Genomic DNA, 17,246 nt, shown 5'->3' on the forward strand with positions numbered 1-17,246 from the left:
GGGCCCTGGAAGCGGGTCGCTGGTAGGATTCTCCCGTCACCAGGAGGGATCCAATGCCAGCCAGCTACCCCGGTTTCGACCTGTTCGCGCAGATGCAGCAGCTTGCCGCGCAATACGCGGGCGGCAACGCCGCGCCGGCCGACATCGCGGCCGCCTGGCAGCGGGCGATGGCCGCCGGCATCCCGGGCGCAGGCCTCGGCGCAGCGGGAGGCAATCCGTTCGCTGACACCCTGCGCGCGATGCGCGGGCAGGGCATGCAGGGCACGGATGCCTGGACCGAGGCGATCGCCCCCTGGCTGGACGCCGCGCGCCGCGAAGGCAGCGCCTGGCTGGGCCTGCCCGCCTTCGGCCTGGGCCGCGAGCACCAGGAGCGGCTGCAGGCGCTGATGCAGGCACAGCTCGAGGCGCAGCAGCGCGAGGCCGAGCACAACCTGCTGATGCTCAAGGCGATGCAGGACGCGCACGTGCGGTTCCAGCGCAAGCTCGAGGCGAGTGGCGAACCGGGCAAGCAGCTCGAATCGGCGCGTGCCTTGTTCGACCTGTGGATCGACGCGGCCGAGGAGGCCTACGCCGAAGTCGCGCTGTCGCCGGAGTTCCGCAAGTCGTACGGGGCCATGGTCAATGCGCAGATGAAGCTGCGCCAGGCAGTGCAGGGTCAGGTGGAACAGGCCGCGGCGCAACTGGGCATGCCGACGCGCACCGAGGTGGATGCGGCGCATCGGAAGATTGCCGAACTCGAACGCGCGTTGCGGAGGTTGCAGCGGGGACCGGGGACCGGGGACCAGGGACCGGCGAAGAAGCGGGGACCAGGGGCCGGGGACCGGGGGCCGGCGAAGAAGCAGGCGCCGGCGAAGAAGAAGCCGGTGGCGAAGAAGGGGGCGAAGCGATGAGCGGGCCGCTTGCGATTACGCCGCAGGGGCTGGCTGAAGAGGTCGTCAAGCTGCAGGGCAAGCTCGGTTCTGCGCTGGGCACGCTGCGCCAGGTCGACGACGTGCACTACGGCGCCACCGAGCGCGAGGAAGTGTGGCGCGACGGCAAGGTCGTGCTGTACCGCTTCCGCGGCGAAGGCAAGCCCACGGCGAAGGTGCCGCTGCTGATCAGCTATGCCCTGGTCAACCGTCCCTACATGGTCGACCTGCAGGCCGACCGTTCCATCGTCAAGGGGCTGCTGGAACGCGGCGAGGACGTCTACATCATCGACTGGGGCTACCCGGATCGCTCGGACCGTTTCCTCGAACTCGAGGACTGCATCGAGCGCTTCCTCGGCGGCGCGGTCGACCACCTGCGCCGCGCGCACAAGCTCGATGCGATCAACCTGCTCGGCATCTGCCAGGGCGGCGCGTTCTCGCTGTGCTACGCCGCGCTGCACCCGGACAAGGTGCGCAACCTGATCACCATGGTCACGCCGGTCGACTTCCACACCCCGGACAACATGCTGTCCAACTGGGTGCAGGAGATGGACGTGGACCTGTTCGTCGACACGCTGGGCAACGTGCCGGCGGACCTGATGAACTGGTGCTACCTGATGCTCAAGCCGTTCCGGCTGAACCTGCAGAAGTACGTGGGCCTGGTCGACATCCTCGACGACCCGAAGGCGGTCGAGGACTTCCTGCGCATGGAGAAGTGGATCTTCGATTCGCCCGACCAGGCCGGCGAGGCCTTCCGCCAGTTCCTCAAGCAGTTCTACCAGGGCAACGGCTTCGTCAACGGCGGCATCGACATCGGCGGGCGCGAGGTGCACCTGGGCCTGGTCGAGATGCCGGTGCTCAACATCTATGCCGAGCAGGACCACCTGGTGCCGCCGGACGCCTCGCGCGCGCTGAAGGGCCTGGTCGGCAGCAAGGACTACACCGAACTGTCGTTCCGCGGCGGCCACATCGGCATCTACGTGTCGGGCCGCGCGCAGAAGGAAGTGCCGCAGACCATCCACGACTGGCTGGCCAAGCGGGGGCCGCGCGGCTGACGACGGCCGCGCGCCTGTGGTGCGTGCTCGGCGCGGCGTGGACCGTGCCCAATACCGTGGCCGGGCTGCTGGCCGGCGTCGTGGCGATGGCCTTCGGCGCGAGCGTGCACTGGCGGGCGCGCGAGCTGGCCTTCGTGTTCAGCCGGGTGCCGTGGGGGCCGGGCGGTGCGATCACCCTGGGCAACGTGATCCTGTACACGGGCGAGGAACTCGCGTCGCCGTGCTGGACCTATGCCCATTCCGCCGGTGAAGCCGAAGAGCCGCCGATCGTCCTGGCCGACCACGAGCGCGCGCACGTGCTGCAGTACATGGCGCTCGGGCCGCTGTTCCTGCCACTGTACCTGCTGTGCGGCGGCGTGAGCGGGCGTAATCGCTTCGAACGCGCGGCGGATCGTTATGCGAAGAGCGGCCGGGGCTGGTGGCCGTGGTCGCGATAGTGCACTGCAACAGCCGGCACTGCACAACCGACGAACGGCAGGTGCGTTTTACATTCGTCTAACACGCGCTGCGTTAGCCTGCAGGTGTCGAAGAAAAAGCAGCCTGCGCGGCGACCGAAGGGGAACCGGAAACGGTGAACCGGAGTGTTTCCGAGGCGGGTGCAACAGCTTCGACATCGAAGGCTCAGCCGACCGGGGTCAAACCCGGGAGACTGGGCCTTCACTTTTTCGGCAAGACTCAGGGGGCGTGTGCGAAGCGCTTCACCCTGAAGTCCAGACGCCTTCCCAATACCTGGAATGCTTCGGCAATCGTGTCGATTTTTGTCGCGTGATCGATATTGATGATGCGCTGCACGCTTTGCGGACTGATTTCCAGGCGTCGCGCCAACTCGGAAGGAGATACGCCCTGGCTGATCATTTCGTTGAGCAGCAGGACCTTGGCGCTCAGCGACGCAGGCAACTCAATCGAATTCTGCCCGGGTTTGGCCTTCGAAGGCATGGGTACTTGCCGCCGGTCCTCGAAATAGAACTCCATGGCGGTTTCAAGCGCGTCGCGTGCCATTTCAAGCGCATCTGCCCGGCTCGCGCCCGACGTGATTGCCTCAGGGATGTCCGGAAAACGCGCGAAGTAGCCGGCACCATCGCGCTCAAGGACTACTGGATAGATAAGCATTTAACCGATGCTCCTGTCGTCGAATCCGAGTTGCTTGAGAATCTCTCTTCTCAGCTTTTCGGAGATCTCATGGCTCGGATGCCGTGGCATGACGCATTGCCTGGTGCCGACATACACCTTGAGATGCCGCTTGCCTTGCCTGAATGACGCGCCATGCCGGGACAGCCAGCGCTTGAACTCGCTCTGTTTCATCTAGCCAAGGGTCCTTGTGTCTTTTCAGGGACATTCGAGGACCTCCCAAGCTAAGGTTTTTGAAGCGGTCATCCTGCGTTGTCGACCAACTGTCACGCGGGTTGCTCTTGTACGGACAGTCAATGCAACATTAAACATTTATGTTTAAAACTACAAGGGCGGTGGAAACAGAAGCAGAAAGGGCCGGACCATTGGTCCAGCCCTTTTGCATTCCCTGGTACCGGAGGTGGGACTCGAACCCACACGCTTTTAAGGGCGGCGGATTTTGAGTCCGCTGCGTCTACCGTTCCGCCACTCCGGTGCGGACGCGGATTATAGCCTGCGCTCAGAACCCGCCGCTCAGAATCCGCCGTGCCGGGCCATCGCCGCGGCCAGGGCGAAGATCGCCGCCAGCAGCACCAGTTCCAGGCGCAGGATCGTGCGCAGGCGCCCGAGTTCGGCCGGCGCGGGCAGGAACGCGGGGTCGGCACGCAAGGCCTTGCGCCAGCGCAGGAAGCGCATGGTCGGCAGGATCGACATCAGCCCGACCAGGACGAAGACGCCCAGCTTGGCGTGGAACCACGGGTTGTGCAGGTAGAAGTCCTTGTCCATGACGCCGAAGAACACCCGGCACAGGCCGACCGCGAGCAGCAGCATCGCGCTGACTCCGTAGCCGGCGTCGAGGCCGGCCAGGCGGCGGAGCACGCTGGCGTCGAGTTGGCCGCGCAGGAGCACGGCTTCGGCCACCAGCATCGCGGTGAGGGCGAAGACCAGCAGGTGGTGGGCGATGGCGAGGAAGAGATCGGTGAGCATCGGGTCTTCCAGCCCGCGCCGCTAGTGGGTCACGGCGTAGGCGGCGACGGTCAGCAGCACGCCGGAGACGAACATGAAAGCGGCCAGGAGGGCAACTTTGCGGGCGGGCATGGCGAAATCCTTTTCGATGGTTGGGTGCTATCGCGGCTTCCGCCGCTCCTACAGGGGCGGGTCAAGCGGCTTCGTCGGTCTTGAGGGCGGCGTCCTCGCGCACGAACCATTCGTCGCCGGCGCCCGGTCGCTCGGGCAGGAACTTCGCGCAGCAGGCCATCTCGGCCTTGTAGATGTGCAGCGACACCGCGACGGCATCGGCGCTGGCGTTGCGGATGGTGTGGTACTCGTGCGGCGGAATCAGGCTGCCGGCGCTGCCGGCACCGGCGTGGATGCCGCCGGCGGCGCGGAAGCGGAAGCGTTCGCCGTCGCGCTCGAGCAGTTCGTACTGGGTGATCTCCAGTTCGCCGTCCCACACGCCTTCCACGCACCACAGGCCGGAATGGTCATGCAGCGGGGTGCCCTGGCCGGGCCCCCAGGTCATCGCCACCACGCTGTAGCCGTGCTGCGGGCTGCGGTAGAGCTCGCGCCGGGCGTAGTGGTCGACGATGGGCTCGTGCACGCAATCGGGCAGGCGCACGTCGCGATCCTTGATCAGCCGGCACAGGGCGTTGCGGACGGCGGCGGTGACGGCGTGCTGGTCGCCGCTGGCGATGGCGGCGTCGATCGCCCGGACCAGCTTCTCGCGGCCGGGGAAGTCGACGCTGGGGCAGCAGGGATCGGTCATGGGGGCGATTCTAGCCCATGGGGGGAATCGCGGCTTCCGCCGCTCCCACGTCACAACTGGTCGAGGAAACCGCGGACGGCGGGGCCGAAGCGGTCGAAATCGACCAGGAAGGCGTCGTGGCCCTGGGGGGATTCCAGCGGCAGGAAGGCCGCGTCGGCGCCGCCGGCGCGCAGGCCCTCGGCGATCTGCTCCTGCTGCTGCAGCGGGACCAGGATGTCGGTGGCGACGCCGATGGCCAGCGCCTTGTCGACCCGGATCCGGGCCAGGGCGCTGAGCACGTCGCCGCCCTGGTCGCCGCGGGGAGTGCCGCAGAATTCGGCCAGGTCGAACCAGTCCATGGAGCGGCTCATGAACAGGTAGCTGTTCGGGTCGAAGTTGCGCACGAAGCGGCGGGCGTGGCCTTCGAGGTAGCTTTCCACTTCGAATTCAAGGCCGAATGGATCCTCGTCGTCTCGGCGGTCGGAGTCCAGGCGCACGCGGCCGAAACGGCCATCCCATTCCAGTGCCGAGCGATAGGTGATGACGCCGAGCTTGCGAGCCATGCGCATGCCCGATTCGGGATAGCTGTCGTCGTCGTAGTCGCCGCCGTTCCAGTTCGGGTCCAGGCGGATGGCTTCGCGCTGCAGCGAGCGGATCGCGATCGAGAAGGGCAGCGCGAGCGCGGCGCCGGAAATGTTGAGGTGCGCGCGCGCACCGGGATGGCGCAGCAGGTAGGCCAATGCGCCCATGCCGCCCATCGAGTTGCCGATCACGCAGGCCAGGCGTTCGATGCCGAGCGCGCGGACCACGTGATGCGCGGCGTCGGCACCGTCCTCGATCGACAGGTCCGGGAAGCCGAGGCGGTATTCGCGTCCGGTTGCTGGGTCGATCGAAGCCGGCCCGGTCGAGCCCTTGCAGCTGCCCAGCGGATTGACGCAGACGACGAACCAGCGGTCGGTGTCGATGGGCTTGCCGGGGCCGAGCATGGCTTCCCACCAGCCCGGTGCGGGATCGGCGGCGTTGGCGGCGGCGTGCGCGTCGGGCGAGAGCCCGGGCAGGATCAGGATGGCGTTGCCGCGCGCGGCGTCGAGGGTGCCCCAGGTCTCGTAGGCCAGGCGCGCGCCGTGCAGTGCGCCGCCGCGCTTCATCGGGAAAGGCGAGGGCAGGTCGACGTAGCGGGTGCCGGGCGGGATGAATTCGGTCATGCCGCCAAGTCTAGCGGGCGCTGCCGATCACCAGTTCGACGACCTGGCTGGAAGGCAGCCGCACCGCGACCGTGGCGGACTCCACATCGCCTTCCTGGCGGTCGGCGGTGCCGCCGGCCGAGAGCCGTGCGGAGACTTCCACCGCCTCCATCGCCGAGAGCTTCTGCGTCGGCATCAGGCTGTCGCCGTCGTCCAGGACGATGTCCAGCGGCAGCTCCTGCAGGGTGTGGCGCTCGGCGGCCACGGGCATCGGTGGGCCGCCGGCGGCGCGGGCAGTCACGAATACCACGGCGTCTCCACGCAGCCGCACGCGTGCGGCGAAGTCGGGATCCAGCGAGACCTTCACCCGCAGGCCGTTGGTGCCTGCACCGGTTGCCGGTTCGGATTCGGCCATGGGCGGCAGGCCGGCGGCCTCGCGTGCGGCGGCGATCTGCACGCGCAGGCTGGCGGCGGTACGCGCGTCGACCTGCGACAGCAGCGGTTCCCAGGTCTTCGCCGCTTCGGCGTCCTGGCCGCGCTGGCGTTGCGCCACGCCGATGAACCAGAGCGCGCGCTGGTTGCCGGGTTGCAACTGCACCGCACGTTGCAGCTGCGCAAGCGCGGCGTCGTCGAACAGGTTGTCGGGGCGTGCCTGCGCGCTGGCCTGGGCGGCTTCGACCAGCAGGTCGGGATTGTCCGGGACCAGTTCCACGGCCTTGGCGAAGGCATCGCGGGCGCCGATGAAGTCGCCTTGCGCAGCCAGTGCGCGCGCGAGCAGCGGCCAGCCCTCTGGTTGGTCGGGATTGCGTTCGAGTTCGGCACGCAGCTGCGCCACCGCCGCGGCGAACACGGCCGGATCGGTGGAACCGTCGGCAGCGGTCGGCACTGGTGCGCGCGTGGCTGGATCGAGTGCCGCCGGCGTGCCGACCAGTTGGTACAGGCCGACGGCCAGCAGCGGCACCAGGACCACGGTGGCGATCCAGGCGCGCGGGGCGTCGCCGCGCAGCGGCCAGGCCACGGCGGCGGCCAGCACGGCGCCTGCCAGGGCGACGGCCACGAGGAACAAGGCAGGCGACAAGGCAGGTTCCATCACCACTCCTGGTCGTCGTCTTCGGGCACGCGGCCGCCGCGGTCGCGGGCACGGGCGGCGCGCGAGCGCACGATGCGCGCGATCACCAGCCCGCCCAGCAGCAACAGCAACGGCGGGCCGAGCCACAGCAGCAAGGTGTCGCCTTCCAGTTGCGGCCGGTACAACACGAACTCGCCGTAGCGGCCGACCAGGAAGTCCTTGATCTCGGCGTCGGTGCGGCCCTCGCGCATCAGGTCGAACACCTCGCGGCGCAGGTCGTGGGCGATCGGGGCGTTGGAATCGGCCAGCGACTGGTTCTGGCACATCACGCAGCGCAGTTCGCTGGTGAGATGGTGGAAGCGCTGTTCCTCGGCGCGGTCGCGGAACTCCAGCGGGGCGCGGTCGCCAACGGCCTGGGCGGCGGCGGGTGCAGCAGCCAGCAGCGCGGAGCCGGCAAGCAGCAGGCAGGCAAGGAGGCGGAGCTTCATTGCGCGCGCCCCAGTGCCACGACCAGTGGCGACAGTTCGCGTTCGATGATCTCGTCGCTCAGCGGGCCGACATGCTTCCAGCGGACGATGCCGGCGGCATCGATGAGGAAGGTTTCCGGTGCGCCGTAGATGCCCCAGTCGATGGCGGCCCGGCCTTCGTAGTCGACCAGGATCATCGAATACGGATCGCCGAACTGCTGCAGCCAGCGCAAGGCATCCTCGCGCTCGTCCTTCCAGTTGTAGCCGACGATGCGGACCCGTCCGGTCGCGGCGTAGCGCGACAGCACCGGGTGTTCCTCGCGGCAGGCCGGACACCAGCTGCCCCAGACGTTGAGCAGGTAGGGCTGGCCCAGCAATTCGGTCGAGGCGACCTGGCGCTCCGGTTCGTGCAACAGCGGCAGGGTGAACTGCGGCGCGGCGCGGCCGATCAGCGGCGAGGGAAGCGCCTCGCGGTCGGGGCGATCGGACTGGCGCACGCCGTAGAGCAGCAGCGCGAGCAGGCCGGCGAACCCGGCGACGATGACGATGGCGGCTAGGCGGCGGCCGTTCATCGCCCCGGCTCCTGTGAGCGCGGCACCTGGCGGAAGCGCCGGTCGGCGGCGGTTACGAAACCGCCCAGCGCCATCAGCAGCGCGCCTGTCCAGATCCAGCGCACGAACGGCTTGACGTGCAGGCGCACGGCCCAGGTGTCCCCGCCCAGCGATTCGCCCAGGGCGACGAAGATGTCAGCGCGTACGCCGGCGTGGATGCCGGCGTCGGTCATCACCTGGCCGCCGCTGGCATAGGCGCGTTTCTCGGGGTGCAGCAGTTCCAGCGGCTTGCCGTCGCGGAACACCTGCACGTGGCCGCGGTCGGCGATGTAATTGGGCCCCTGCACGCGTTCGACGCCGTCGAAGCGGAACGCGTAACGGCCGATCTCCTGGGCCTGGCCGGGCGCCATCGGCACTTCGCGCAACACGTTCTGGGCTTCGACCAGCATCGCGCCAACCACGAACACCGCGATGCCGACGTGGCCGAGGGTCATGCCCAGCATCTCGGCGGTGTAGCGGCCGCTGCCGGGTTTCAGTCGCGTCCAGGCAAAGCGCAGCGTGCCCAGCGCGACCCACGTCGCGCCGAACACGCCGAACGCGGTCTTCCACGGACCCTGCGGCGCCATGAACCACGCGACCACGCCCAGCACCAGGGCGAATGCGAACCACGGCGCGAGCATCGCCAGCGGCCGCGAGGCCTGTTCGGACTGCCAGCGCGTCAGCGGGCCGAACGGAACCAGCAGCACGAGCGGCGCCATCAGCAGCAGGAAAAGCGTGCCGAAGTAAGGCGGGCCCACCGAGACCTTGCCCAGGTCCAGCGCGTCCGCAAGCAGCGGGTACAGCGTGCCCAGCAGCACCATCGCGCACGCCGAAGCCAGCAACAGGTTGTTGACCAGCAGCAGGGTCTCGCGCGAAGTCGCCGCGAACGGCTTGCCGTCCTCGAGCTTCGGCGCGCGCAGCACGTAGAGCGTGAGCGCACCGCCGATGACGATGCCGAGGAAGGCGAGGATGAACAGCCCGCGCGCCGGGTCGGCGGCGAACGAATGCACGCTGGTCAGCACGCCGGAACGGACCAGGAATGCCCCCAGCAGCGACAGCGAGAATGCGGCGATCGCCAGCAGCATCGTCCAGCTGTTGAAGCTGCCGCGCTTCTCGGTGACCGCTTGCGAATGCAGCAGCGCGGCACCGACCAGCCACGGCATGAAGCTGGCGTTCTCCACCGGGTCCCAGAACCACCAGCCGCCCCAACCGAGCTCGTAATAGGCCCACCAGCTGCCGATGGCGATGCCCATCGTCAGGAAGCCCCAGGCGACGTTGGTCCAGGGCCGCGTCCAGCGCAGCCAGCGCTGGTCGATGCGGCCTTCGAGCAGTGCCGCGATGGCGAACGCGAACGGCACCACGAATCCGATGTAGCCGATGTAGAGCATCGGCGGATGGATGATCATCCCCGGATCCTGCAGCAGCGGATTCAGGTCGTGGCCTTCGGCCGCGCCGGGCAGCAGCCGCTCGAACGGGTTGGACGTGAACAGCATGAACGACAGGAAGCCAACCCCGACCAGGCCGATGACGCCGAGCACGCGCGCGTTGACCGTGGCCGGCAGCCGATCGGACCACAGCGCGACCGCGGCATTCCATGCCGCCAGCATCAGCGACCACAGCAGCAGCGAGCCTTCGTGCGCGCCCCAGACGGCGGTGTAGCGATAGACCAGCGGCAACAGCGAGTTGGAGTTGTCGGCCACGTACTTGACCGAGAAATCCTGCAGCACGAACGCGACGGTCAATGCCAGGTAGGCGACCAGCACCAGCACCAGCTGGGCCAGCGCCGCGGGGCGCGCCACGGCCATCCAGGATTCCTTGCCGCGATGCGCGCCCGCCAGGCCGGTGATGCCCTGCAGGGCGGAGAACAGCAGCGCCAGCAGCAGCGCAACGTGGCCGAGCTCGGGCAGCACTAGGGGTTGCCCGCGGGAGGTTCCGGCGTTTCAACGCCGTGCTTCTTGTGGGCGAGCCCCATCTTGTCGGCGACTTCCTTGGGCACGTAGGTCTCGTCGTGCTTGGCCAGGACCTGCTCGGCCACGAACACGCCGTCGCTGCGCATGCGGCCGGTGGCGACCACGGCCTGGTTCTCGCGGAACAGGTCGGGGAGGATGCCCGAATACACCACAGGCATCTGCGCATCGCCGTCGGTGACGCTGAAATGCGCTTCCATCGAACCGGGTTCGCGGCGGAAGGAACCGTCGGCGACCATGCCGCCCAGGCGGAAGCGGGACTCGCCCGAAGCGACGGCATCGCCCGCGCGGCCGTCGAGGATCTCGGCCGGCGTGTAGAGGTAGGCAACGTTGTGCTGCAGCGCCATAGCGATCAGCACCGCAACCACGGTCGAGGCCGCGAGCACCGCGGCCACGAACCACAGCCGGCGGCGGCGTGTTGGGTTCATCGTTGCAGCTCCCTCATGTCGGCCGCCGCGCGCGAGTCGCGGCGTGCGGCCAGGCGCCTTGCGGCGCGCAACTGCCGGGCGATGTCCAGGCGCGCGGCGATGTAATCCCAGGCCAGCACGGCCGCAAACACGGCGTAGGCCGCGATGACGTACTCGCGGTAGCTCATCGGCCTGCCTCCAGCAGCCTGCGCACCCAGTCCTTGCCCGCCTCGCGCTGCAGGTTGTCGGCGCGGGCGCGTGCCAGCAGCGAGCCGGCGAACCACAGCTTGGTGCCCAGCAGCATCCACAGCAGCGGCGGCAGCATGCTGGCGTCCATCTTCGATTCGCCGAGCAGGCTGATGGTCTGGCCCTGGTGGAGCGAGTTCCACCACACCACCGAGTAACGGATGATCGGCAGCATCACCACGCCCACCACCGCCAGCAGGCCGGCGGCGCGCGCGGCGGCGCGGCGGTCGTCGATGGCGTGGTACAGGCCGATCACGCCCAGGTACAGGAACAGCAGCACCAGTTCGGTGGTCAGGCGCGGATCCCAGTCCCACCACGTGCCCCACATCGGCTTGCCCCAGATCGAGCCGGTGGCCAGGGTGATCACGGTGAAGCCGGCACCGATCGGCGCGCAGGCCATCGCCAGGATCTCGCAGAGCTTGATACGCCACACCAGGGCGATGGCCGCGTACAGCGCCATCAGCCCGAACACGGCCATGCTCATCCACGCCGAAGGCACGTGGATGTAGAGGATGCGGAAGCTGTCGCCCTGCTGGTAGTCCGCCGGCACCTGGAACAGCGCGCCGTAGACGCCCCAGGCCATTACCAGGATGCCCAGGCCATGGCCCCATGGCGCCCAGCGGGCGGCGAACCGGTCGAAGTAGGGGGGCGAACCGAGCTGGTGGAACCAGCGGAGCACCGGGTTCATCGTGGACATCCGTGGATTATCGCCCGCCCGGTCCCCCGCGGCCAAGCAATCAGGGCTTCAGGGTGATGGTGCCCTTCATGAGCGCCGAATGACCCGGGAAGCTGCAGAAGAACGAATACGGGTCCGAACCGGCCAGCTTGGACACCGGGAACGACACCGAGGTGCTTTCGCCGCCGCCGACCACCTTGGAATGGGCAACGACGCGGGTGTCGCCGGCCTTGACGTAGTCGGAGGAAAGGCCGGCCTTGATCCCGTCGGCGTCGATGCCCTTCATGTCGGCGGTCTTCGCCACGACCACGTTGTGGCCCATGACGTTCTTCGCCAGCTTGCCGGTGTGCTTGAGGTTGATGGTGAAGGTCTTGCAGCTCTTGCTGACGTCGATGTTCGCGACGTTGTACTTCATCATGTCGTTACCTTCGATGTCGGCCGAGCAGGTCGCGGCCATGGCGGCCGGTGCGCCGAGCATCAGGACCGAGGCGAACAGGATCTTGCGGAGCATTCGTGTTTCTCCTTGGGAAGGGGGGTGGCTTGTGTAACTTCGGCTACATTTTAGCCGTTTCAAGACCAACGCATGCTGACCCAGGTCAACGCGGCAGCGAAGACAGCCATGTCGCAAGGGCCTGGACGCTGGCCTGGTCCAGGTGCTGCGCTGCCCCGCTCATGACCAGGCCCGAGGTCAGGGTGGCGTGCTTGCCCTGCTGGTACTCACCGATCCGGGAGACGAGATAGGCCTCGCGCTGGCCGCGCAGGGAAGGATAGACAGCGTAAGGCGTGTAGCCGGCGGCATCGACTTCGGTGGCCTTCGGGTGGCCGCGGGCGTCCTCGCCATGGCAGGCCTGGCAAGGCGGAATGCCCGCCGTCGGGTCGCCATGCAGGTACAGCTGCTCGCCCCGGGCGAGCACCGCGGGGTCCGCGGGTGGGTCGGCTTCGGTTGGTTCCGCCGCAGGATCGGCCGCCGGGCCGGCTGCAGGCAGGCCGGCGTAGTACACGGCCAGGTCGCGCATGTCCTCGTCGGTGAGGTCGGCCACGATCGCGGCCATGACCGTTTCGCCGGCCTTGAACTTCACCAGCTGCCAGTACATGTAGTCGGCGCGCTGGCCGGCGATGTCCGGGTAGATCGGAACGACGGAGATCCCGGCCGGCCCATGACAGGCGGCGCACAACTCCGAACGCGATTCGCCGCGTACCGGATCGCCGCTGATCGGCGTGACCCGGCGCAGATCGACATAGTCCTGCGCCTGCACCGGCGCTGCCGGGACGACGAGCAACAACAACAGGCCCACCCACGCGAACCGGCTCACAGCTGCACCTCCAGCAACGCGCCGATCATGTTCACCGAGTAATCCGAGGGACCGGCGTCGAGGTAGACGCGGTTCCACGTCACCAGGCCCTGGTCGAATCCGAGGTAGTGCCAGTCCGACAACTCGCCTGTCTCGTAGGTATCGAACAGGCGCAGGCCGATACGACTGGTCAGCGGCATCGACCAGGCCAGGTGGAAGGTGTTGACCCGGCGCACCATCGGTGCGAAGCCGTCGCCCGCGGCGCTGGCCAGCGCGGGGTAGGCGAGGGCCGCGGGCGAATTGAAGCGATAGCCGGTGTCGCCGCGCGAGTCGCTCAGGTTCCAGCCGAACTCGAGCGTGCCGCGGGCGAAGGTGCGCTTGAACTCGCTGCCCGCATAGTAGTTGCGCTGCTCGTCGTCCACCCACCAGCGGCCGGCTTCGGCGTAGCTGTCACCACCCAGCTCGGGCTCGTTGCGGAAATTCGAGCGTTCGTTGATGTTCGCGATGGCAAGTTCCGACCGGTCGTAACCGAGGAAAAGGTTGGCGCTGGTGCGTTCGTCCGGTTGCCAGTCCCACGACAGGCTGGCGCCGAGGGTGTCGTAGTCCTGTCGGCCGAACTCGGCGTCGTAGTCGTTGCGGTCGCCGCGCAGCGTGCCCGACAGCGAGTGGTTGCCTGGCAGGGCGAGCGTGGCGATCAGCGTTGCCTTGTGCTGTTTGCGGTCGCCGACGTCGTACTTGCGCAGTTCGGCGATGGTGTGGGGCCAGACGGTGCCGTCGTCGATGAAGCCGGGCAGGTCCGTCGAGTACGTGAAGTGGTAGGGATCGTAGTCGTAGTCGCTGCCCGAGCGGTCCAGGTACGAGTAGTTGGCGCGCAGCGTCATGTCGTCGATCGCGCGGCTGCTCCAGGTGAGCTTGAGCAACATGTCGTCCTGGCGCGCGACTTCGCGGTGGGTGCGATCGGTGCGGGTGAACGTCAGCGACGCGCCCAGGGTGTTCTCGGGGTTGACGCGCCAGTCGACCGCGGCGTTGGCCTCCAGGATCTCCTTGTCCAGCGGCAGGTTGCGGATCCGGGTGATGACGCTCGGGAACAGGTTCGGGTCCCAGACGCCCATCTCGAAGGGAACCGAACTGCCCTGGGCCCCGTTCTCGGCGATGTAGCCGTACTGGCCGGTTAGTGGGTTGTAGGCGGAGTAGGTGCCCTTGTAGTCCTGGCGGTGGAACTTGACGTTGCCTTGCACGGTGACGGCGTGGGTGGGGCGCATGACCAGCCGCGCGTTGACCAAGGTGCTGTCGATCGCCAGGTCGGCGCTTGGCCGCGACAGCGCCGCGGTAGTGTTCCAGTCGCTGCAGTCGAAGGCGAAGGGAGGCGCGGTCAGGCCGAACTGCTGGCCGCCTGGGCAGTTCATCGGCGGCAGCAGGTCATCGTCCTGGCTGGAGCGCGAGAACGACGCGGTGATGCTGAACTGGCCGCCGTCCTTCAGCTTGCGCGTCGCGGTGCCGCGAATGTTGTGGTAGTCGTTTTCCGGCTCGTAGGCGAATTCGCCCATGGTCAGCGGGAAGTTGTCGAAACCCGGGACCACCGACGGGAACGCGAACGGCACTTCGTAGTCGAAGCTGCTGCCGCCATTGCGGAACATCGAGCCGCTGTAGCCGATGTCGAAGTTCCATTCGCCGCGCGCATGGCGCAGGCCGGCGTTGAAGTTGAAGGTGCTGTCGTCGATGGGGCGCGGGGTCTCGTAGACGCCGCCGCTGCCGGGGAAGATGAAGGCGAAGAAGAAGGGCCCGCCGAACGGGCGCGCACCTTCGCGCTTCTCATGGCTGGCGCTGAAGTAGGCGCTGGTCTGGCGGCTGAACATGTAGGTACCGGACACGCCGAACTTGTCGCGCACGACCTTCAGTACCTGAGGCGGGGTGCCCGCCGATGCGGCGGCGACTTCGGCCTCGGTGCTGCCGCCAGGCGTGAGGCCCGGCAGCAGTGTCAGGGAGTTGCTGCCCACGCCATCCCAGATCGATCGCGCCGCGCCGCTGGTGACATTGGGCTGGCTGCGGGCGAAGGCTTCCAGGCGGAAATGCCCGGCACGGCCCCACGCGCCCTTGACGTACAGGTTGTCGGCGTTGATCCGGCTGCCGCGCAGTTCCGCGTAGCTGCCGTCGGCTGGGCGCATGTAGGACAGCGCGAGCCGGGCGATCAGGCCATCGGACCAGTCGTTGTAGCGCAGCCAGTTGGTGTTGTTCTCGTCGTTGATGTCGATGTAACCCAGGCCGAACGAGCCGGAAAACAACCAGCCACTCGCGAGTTCGCGCGATTGCCCGAAGTCGGGAACGCAGGGATACAGCTGCCCGCTCGGAGTGCGCTTGCGCTCGGCGCTCAGCCAGCTCATGCCGTTTGCATCGCAACCGCGCGAGATCGCGCCGGACGGATCCAGGGCGTTGCCGAAGTGGAGGTCCACGCCGACGCCGCTGTCCTGGGCCATGGCCGGCAGTGCCATCGCGCCGAGCAGGGCCAGCCACAGCGGGTGCAGTCGTGCGATGGGACGGGTAGCTGGCTTCATCTCGTGACCTCCCTGCGCGTCGTCGCTACTTGTGCATCCGTGGGCCGGAGGGATGGTTGGAACCGTGGATCTGGGCGTGGCAGGTAATGCAGCCGCGGCCCATCAGGCGCTCGTCGGCTGCCATGCCGTTGGGCAGCGACGTCCGGGTGAGCAGGTCATTGGGATGGCGCACGTGCGAATGGCACTGCTGGCACAGGAACGGGATCGGCGCGACCAGCAATGCGTGCTGGTTGGATCCGTGCGGGGTATGGCAGTTGAGGCAGCTCTCGCGCACCGGCGCGTGTTCGAACAGCATCGGCCCGCGCTTCTCGGCGTGGCACTGGTAGCAGGTCTCGTTGACGGTATCCGTCTTGAGCAATGTCGCGTTGATGGTGCCGTGCGGGTTGTGGCAGTCGACGCAGCTCATCTGGCCTTCGGGCAAGGGCATGTGCGAGCGGCGGTTGAACTGCTGGCGGATGTCGCGATGGCACCCGGCGCAGGTCTCGCTGATCGATTGCTTCGCCAGCAGTCCGTCCGTCGAGAACCGTGCCATCGGGTTGTGGCAGTCGCTGCAGCTCAGGTCGTTGCGCTGGTGCACCGAACCCGTCCACTGGTCGCGCTGGCCGCCGGAATGGCAACCCAGGCAACTGCCCGTCTGGGTCTCCACCGTGCTGCCGCCCCCCTTGGTGAAGGCGATGATCGAACCCTTCGCGGTGGGATCCTCGATATGGCGCGAACCGGGCCCGTGGCAGGCCTCGCAGGTGGCCGTGGCCGGATCCGCGGCCAGCGCTGCCTGCATGCCGAGCGAGTGCACGGTGTGGGCGAAGTTGTCCGCTTCCTGGCTGTGGCAGGCCGTGCAGACCTGTTGCCCGACCGCGCGGGCGCCGGGGCTGTCGGGATTGATGGGGACCGGGGCGTGGGCGAATCCCGGGGCGGGCCCGAATCCGTGAGGCGAGATGGGGGCTGTGCTGCCGAAGTCGGTGGCGGGCAGGTTGTACCGGTCGGCTTGCTGGGCGGCGACCGAAACGGGGGCCATCAGGCCGGCGGCCACGAGGACGGCCGTCACCAGGCCCAGCAAGCTCGCCACGAATACACGCATTGCCTGCCCCTTAGCAGAATGTAATCGCCGTTACGCCACTGTGGTTCAGCCCTCGTCCGCTGTCAAGTCGCGCCGCGGCAGGACCCCGCGCAGGAAAATCGAGACCGCCTCGCGGGTCTGCGCCTGCACCAGGCCGATGTCTGCGGCAGACACCGTGCCGTTCAGGCTGCGCAGGATGGTGCCGCCGAAAACCATCATGTAGAAGCGGTCGGCGGCGATTCTGGGAGACTCCAGGATGAGGCGGCCGCTCTCCTTGCCGCGGGCGAAGTACTCGGTGAGCCGTTCCTCGACCGGAGCGATGCCGTGGTCGAAGAACCAGTCGCGCAACGCCGGGAAGTCGAGTCCATCGGCAATGACGATCCGGTGGCAGACGATGCGGGCCGGGGACAGGATTTCGGTGACCATCCGTTCGGTCGCGGCGTACAGGGCCTGCTCCGGTGGAAGGGCCGGGTCGCGAAGGAGATCCAGACCCTCGCCGAAGGAACGGATGCTTTCATCCATGATCGCGTGCACCAGGCCTTCCTTGTCACCGAATACGCGATACAGCGTGGCCAGCGACCCGCCGGCCCGGGCCACGATGTCGGCCAGGCGCGCATTGCGGTAACCCTTCTCCAGGAACACCTCGGTGGCGGACTGGAGGAACTGATGGGCCCGAAGCTCGCCGCGCTTGCCCAGTTCGACGTCGCGCCTGCCTCGTGGCGCGCCGTGGACGCCGGATGGCTTTTTGTCGGACATGTCGCCCCCAACCTAGTCCAGCGCGATGCGGATCGCCGCGGCGGCCGCCAGCGGCGCCAGCGCCAGTGCAGCGACCAGCCCGGCGGCGAGCAGCAGCAGCCCGCCGGTCGCATCCAGGCCTTGCGTCGACGCGGCCACGCTGCCGGCGCCGAACACCAGCACCGGCACG

The 17,246-nt window shown here is 67.9% G+C and carries 20 protein-coding genes and 1 tRNA gene; 3 read left to right on the forward strand and 18 right to left on the reverse strand.

Translation table 11 applies throughout. The features are described 5' to 3' along the window. The first annotated feature begins 53 nt into the window (after window positions 1–53). The 3 genes from QAA18_RS07060 to QAA18_RS07070 all read left to right on the forward strand — a co-directional run bounded on the left by QAA18_RS07060 (window position 54) and on the right by QAA18_RS07070 (window position 2,400). Complete coding sequence (locus QAA18_RS07060; RefSeq protein WP_279412169.1) at window positions 54–890, forward strand: poly(R)-hydroxyalkanoic acid synthase subunit PhaE; 837 nt, start codon at window positions 54–56, stop codon at window positions 888–890. Further along, the gene (locus tag QAA18_RS07065; protein WP_279412170.1) at window positions 887–1,963 is read left to right on the forward strand and encodes a class III poly(R)-hydroxyalkanoic acid synthase subunit PhaC; all 1,077 of its coding nucleotides are present in this window, start codon (window positions 887–889) and stop codon (window positions 1,961–1,963) included. The genes QAA18_RS07060 and QAA18_RS07065 overlap by 4 nt, the downstream gene beginning before the upstream one ends. Window positions 1,964–2,049: 86 nt before the next feature. Then, window positions 2,050–2,400: a hypothetical protein gene (locus QAA18_RS07070; RefSeq protein WP_279412191.1), complete on the forward strand. Its 351-nt coding sequence runs from the start codon at window positions 2,050–2,052 to the stop codon at window positions 2,398–2,400. Between the two features lie 238 nt (window positions 2,401–2,638). On the opposite strand, the gene QAA18_RS07075 is transcribed toward QAA18_RS07070, so the two are convergent. The 18 genes from QAA18_RS07075 to QAA18_RS07165 all read right to left on the reverse strand — a co-directional run. Beyond that, complete coding sequence (locus QAA18_RS07075) at window positions 2,639–3,073, reverse strand: type II toxin-antitoxin system HicB family antitoxin (RefSeq protein ID WP_279412171.1); 435 nt, start codon at window positions 3,071–3,073, stop codon at window positions 2,639–2,641. After that, window positions 3,074–3,265, reverse strand: a complete 192-nt coding sequence (locus QAA18_RS07080; RefSeq protein WP_279412172.1) for a type II toxin-antitoxin system HicA family toxin — start codon at window positions 3,263–3,265, stop codon at window positions 3,074–3,076. It abuts the gene before it with no gap. A 215-nt stretch (window positions 3,266–3,480) separates the two neighbouring features. Next, window positions 3,481–3,566 (reverse strand) — tRNA-Leu (locus QAA18_RS07085). A 38-nt stretch (window positions 3,567–3,604) separates the two neighbouring features. Then, window positions 3,605–4,057, reverse strand: a complete 453-nt coding sequence (locus QAA18_RS07090; protein WP_279412173.1) for a DUF2214 family protein — start codon at window positions 4,055–4,057, stop codon at window positions 3,605–3,607. Between the two features lie 172 nt (window positions 4,058–4,229). Next, a complete protein-coding gene (locus QAA18_RS07095) occupies window positions 4,230–4,835 on the reverse strand; it encodes a cysteine dioxygenase family protein (protein WP_279412174.1) in 606 nt (201 codons plus the stop codon). Window positions 4,836–4,885: 50 nt separating this feature from the next. Continuing rightward, window positions 4,886–6,019: a homoserine O-acetyltransferase gene (locus QAA18_RS07100; protein ID WP_279412175.1), complete on the reverse strand. Its 1,134-nt coding sequence runs from the start codon at window positions 6,017–6,019 to the stop codon at window positions 4,886–4,888. 10 nt (window positions 6,020–6,029) lie between these two features. Next, entirely contained in the window at window positions 6,030–7,088 is a 1,059-nt protein-coding gene (locus QAA18_RS07105) for a tetratricopeptide repeat protein (protein ID WP_279412177.1), read from the reverse strand. Continuing rightward, the gene (locus QAA18_RS07110) at window positions 7,088–7,555 is read right to left on the reverse strand and encodes a cytochrome c-type biogenesis protein CcmH (protein WP_279412179.1); all 468 of its coding nucleotides are present in this window, start codon (window positions 7,553–7,555) and stop codon (window positions 7,088–7,090) included. The genes QAA18_RS07105 and QAA18_RS07110 overlap by 1 nt, the downstream gene beginning before the upstream one ends. Then, window positions 7,552–8,106 (reverse strand): DsbE family thiol:disulfide interchange protein, encoded by a 555-nt coding sequence (locus tag QAA18_RS07115; RefSeq protein ID WP_279412180.1) that lies wholly within the window; start codon window positions 8,104–8,106, stop codon window positions 7,552–7,554. Before QAA18_RS07115 ends, QAA18_RS07110 begins: the two co-directional genes overlap by 4 nt. Then, entirely contained in the window at window positions 8,103–10,034 is a 1,932-nt protein-coding gene (locus QAA18_RS07120; RefSeq protein WP_279412182.1) for a heme lyase CcmF/NrfE family subunit, read from the reverse strand. Before QAA18_RS07120 ends, QAA18_RS07115 begins: the two co-directional genes overlap by 4 nt. Then, a complete protein-coding gene (gene ccmE / locus QAA18_RS07125; protein ID WP_279412183.1) occupies window positions 10,034–10,519 on the reverse strand; it encodes a cytochrome c maturation protein CcmE in 486 nt (161 codons plus the stop codon). The genes QAA18_RS07120 and ccmE overlap by 1 nt, the downstream gene beginning before the upstream one ends. A gap of 163 nt (window positions 10,520–10,682) precedes the next feature. After that, entirely contained in the window at window positions 10,683–11,432 is a 750-nt protein-coding gene (gene ccmC, locus QAA18_RS07130) for a heme ABC transporter permease CcmC (RefSeq protein WP_279412192.1), read from the reverse strand. 49 nt (window positions 11,433–11,481) lie between these two features. Continuing rightward, complete coding sequence (gene azu, locus QAA18_RS07135; RefSeq protein ID WP_279412185.1) at window positions 11,482–11,931, reverse strand: azurin; 450 nt, start codon at window positions 11,929–11,931, stop codon at window positions 11,482–11,484. A gap of 85 nt (window positions 11,932–12,016) precedes the next feature. Then, window positions 12,017–12,733: a c-type cytochrome gene (locus QAA18_RS07140; RefSeq protein ID WP_279412186.1), complete on the reverse strand. Its 717-nt coding sequence runs from the start codon at window positions 12,731–12,733 to the stop codon at window positions 12,017–12,019. Further along, window positions 12,730–15,264 carry an MtrB/PioB family outer membrane beta-barrel protein gene (locus QAA18_RS07145; protein ID WP_279412188.1) on the reverse strand — a complete coding sequence of 845 codons (2,535 nt, stop codon included), beginning with the start codon at window positions 15,262–15,264 and terminating at the stop codon, window positions 12,730–12,732. The genes QAA18_RS07140 and QAA18_RS07145 overlap by 4 nt, the downstream gene beginning before the upstream one ends. Window positions 15,265–15,289: 25 nt before the next feature. After that, window positions 15,290–16,342 carry a DmsE family decaheme c-type cytochrome gene (locus tag QAA18_RS07150; protein WP_279412190.1) on the reverse strand — a complete coding sequence of 351 codons (1,053 nt, stop codon included), beginning with the start codon at window positions 16,340–16,342 and terminating at the stop codon, window positions 15,290–15,292. A gap of 45 nt (window positions 16,343–16,387) precedes the next feature. Next, on the reverse strand, window positions 16,388–17,077 hold the full coding sequence (locus QAA18_RS07155; protein WP_343226746.1) for a TetR/AcrR family transcriptional regulator: 690 nt from the start codon (window positions 17,075–17,077) through the stop codon (window positions 16,388–16,390). 12 nt (window positions 17,078–17,089) lie between these two features. After that, a partial coding sequence (locus QAA18_RS07165; protein ID WP_279412194.1) for a heme exporter protein CcmB occupies window positions 17,090–17,246 on the reverse strand: 157 nt, incomplete at its 5' end.

This window comes from Luteimonas sp. 8-5 (assembly GCF_029763755.1).
GTDB lineage: Bacteria > Pseudomonadota > Gammaproteobacteria > Xanthomonadales > Xanthomonadaceae > Cognatiluteimonas.

What these genes read in the sequence shown, in the direction of transcription:
- ccmC (WP_279412192.1), bottom strand. Translation starts at nt 11,432, where the DNA reads ATGAACCCGGTGCTCCGCTGGTTCCACCAGCTCGGTTCGCCCCCCTAC.
- QAA18_RS07095 (WP_279412174.1), bottom strand. Translation starts at nt 4,835, where the DNA reads ATGACCGATCCCTGCTGCCCCAGCGTCGACTTCCCCGGCCGCGAGAAG.
- QAA18_RS07155 (WP_343226746.1), bottom strand. Translation starts at nt 17,077, where the DNA reads ATGTCCGACAAAAAGCCATCCGGCGTCCACGGCGCGCCACGAGGCAGG.
- QAA18_RS07150 (WP_279412190.1), bottom strand. Translation starts at nt 16,342, where the DNA reads ATGCGTGTATTCGTGGCGAGCTTGCTGGGCCTGGTGACGGCCGTCCTC.
- QAA18_RS07080 (WP_279412172.1), bottom strand. Translation starts at nt 3,265, where the DNA reads ATGAAACAGAGCGAGTTCAAGCGCTGGCTGTCCCGGCATGGCGCGTCA.
- QAA18_RS07065 (WP_279412170.1), top strand. Translation starts at nt 887, where the DNA reads ATGAGCGGGCCGCTTGCGATTACGCCGCAGGGGCTGGCTGAAGAGGTC.
- QAA18_RS07110 (WP_279412179.1), bottom strand. Translation starts at nt 7,555, where the DNA reads ATGAAGCTCCGCCTCCTTGCCTGCCTGCTGCTTGCCGGCTCCGCGCTG.
- QAA18_RS07115 (WP_279412180.1), bottom strand. Translation starts at nt 8,106, where the DNA reads ATGAACGGCCGCCGCCTAGCCGCCATCGTCATCGTCGCCGGGTTCGCC.
- QAA18_RS07060 (WP_279412169.1), top strand. Translation starts at nt 54, where the DNA reads ATGCCAGCCAGCTACCCCGGTTTCGACCTGTTCGCGCAGATGCAGCAG.
- QAA18_RS07090 (WP_279412173.1), bottom strand. Translation starts at nt 4,057, where the DNA reads ATGCTCACCGATCTCTTCCTCGCCATCGCCCACCACCTGCTGGTCTTC.
- QAA18_RS07100 (WP_279412175.1), bottom strand. Translation starts at nt 6,019, where the DNA reads ATGACCGAATTCATCCCGCCCGGCACCCGCTACGTCGACCTGCCCTCG.
- QAA18_RS07105 (WP_279412177.1), bottom strand. Translation starts at nt 7,088, where the DNA reads ATGGAACCTGCCTTGTCGCCTGCCTTGTTCCTCGTGGCCGTCGCCCTG.
- QAA18_RS07075 (WP_279412171.1), bottom strand. Translation starts at nt 3,073, where the DNA reads ATGCTTATCTATCCAGTAGTCCTTGAGCGCGATGGTGCCGGCTACTTC.
- ccmE (WP_279412183.1), bottom strand. Translation starts at nt 10,519, where the DNA reads ATGAACCCAACACGCCGCCGCCGGCTGTGGTTCGTGGCCGCGGTGCTC.
- QAA18_RS07145 (WP_279412188.1), bottom strand. Translation starts at nt 15,264, where the DNA reads ATGAAGCCAGCTACCCGTCCCATCGCACGACTGCACCCGCTGTGGCTG.
- QAA18_RS07070 (WP_279412191.1), top strand. Translation starts at nt 2,050, where the DNA reads ATGGCCTTCGGCGCGAGCGTGCACTGGCGGGCGCGCGAGCTGGCCTTC.
- azu (WP_279412185.1), bottom strand. Translation starts at nt 11,931, where the DNA reads ATGCTCCGCAAGATCCTGTTCGCCTCGGTCCTGATGCTCGGCGCACCG.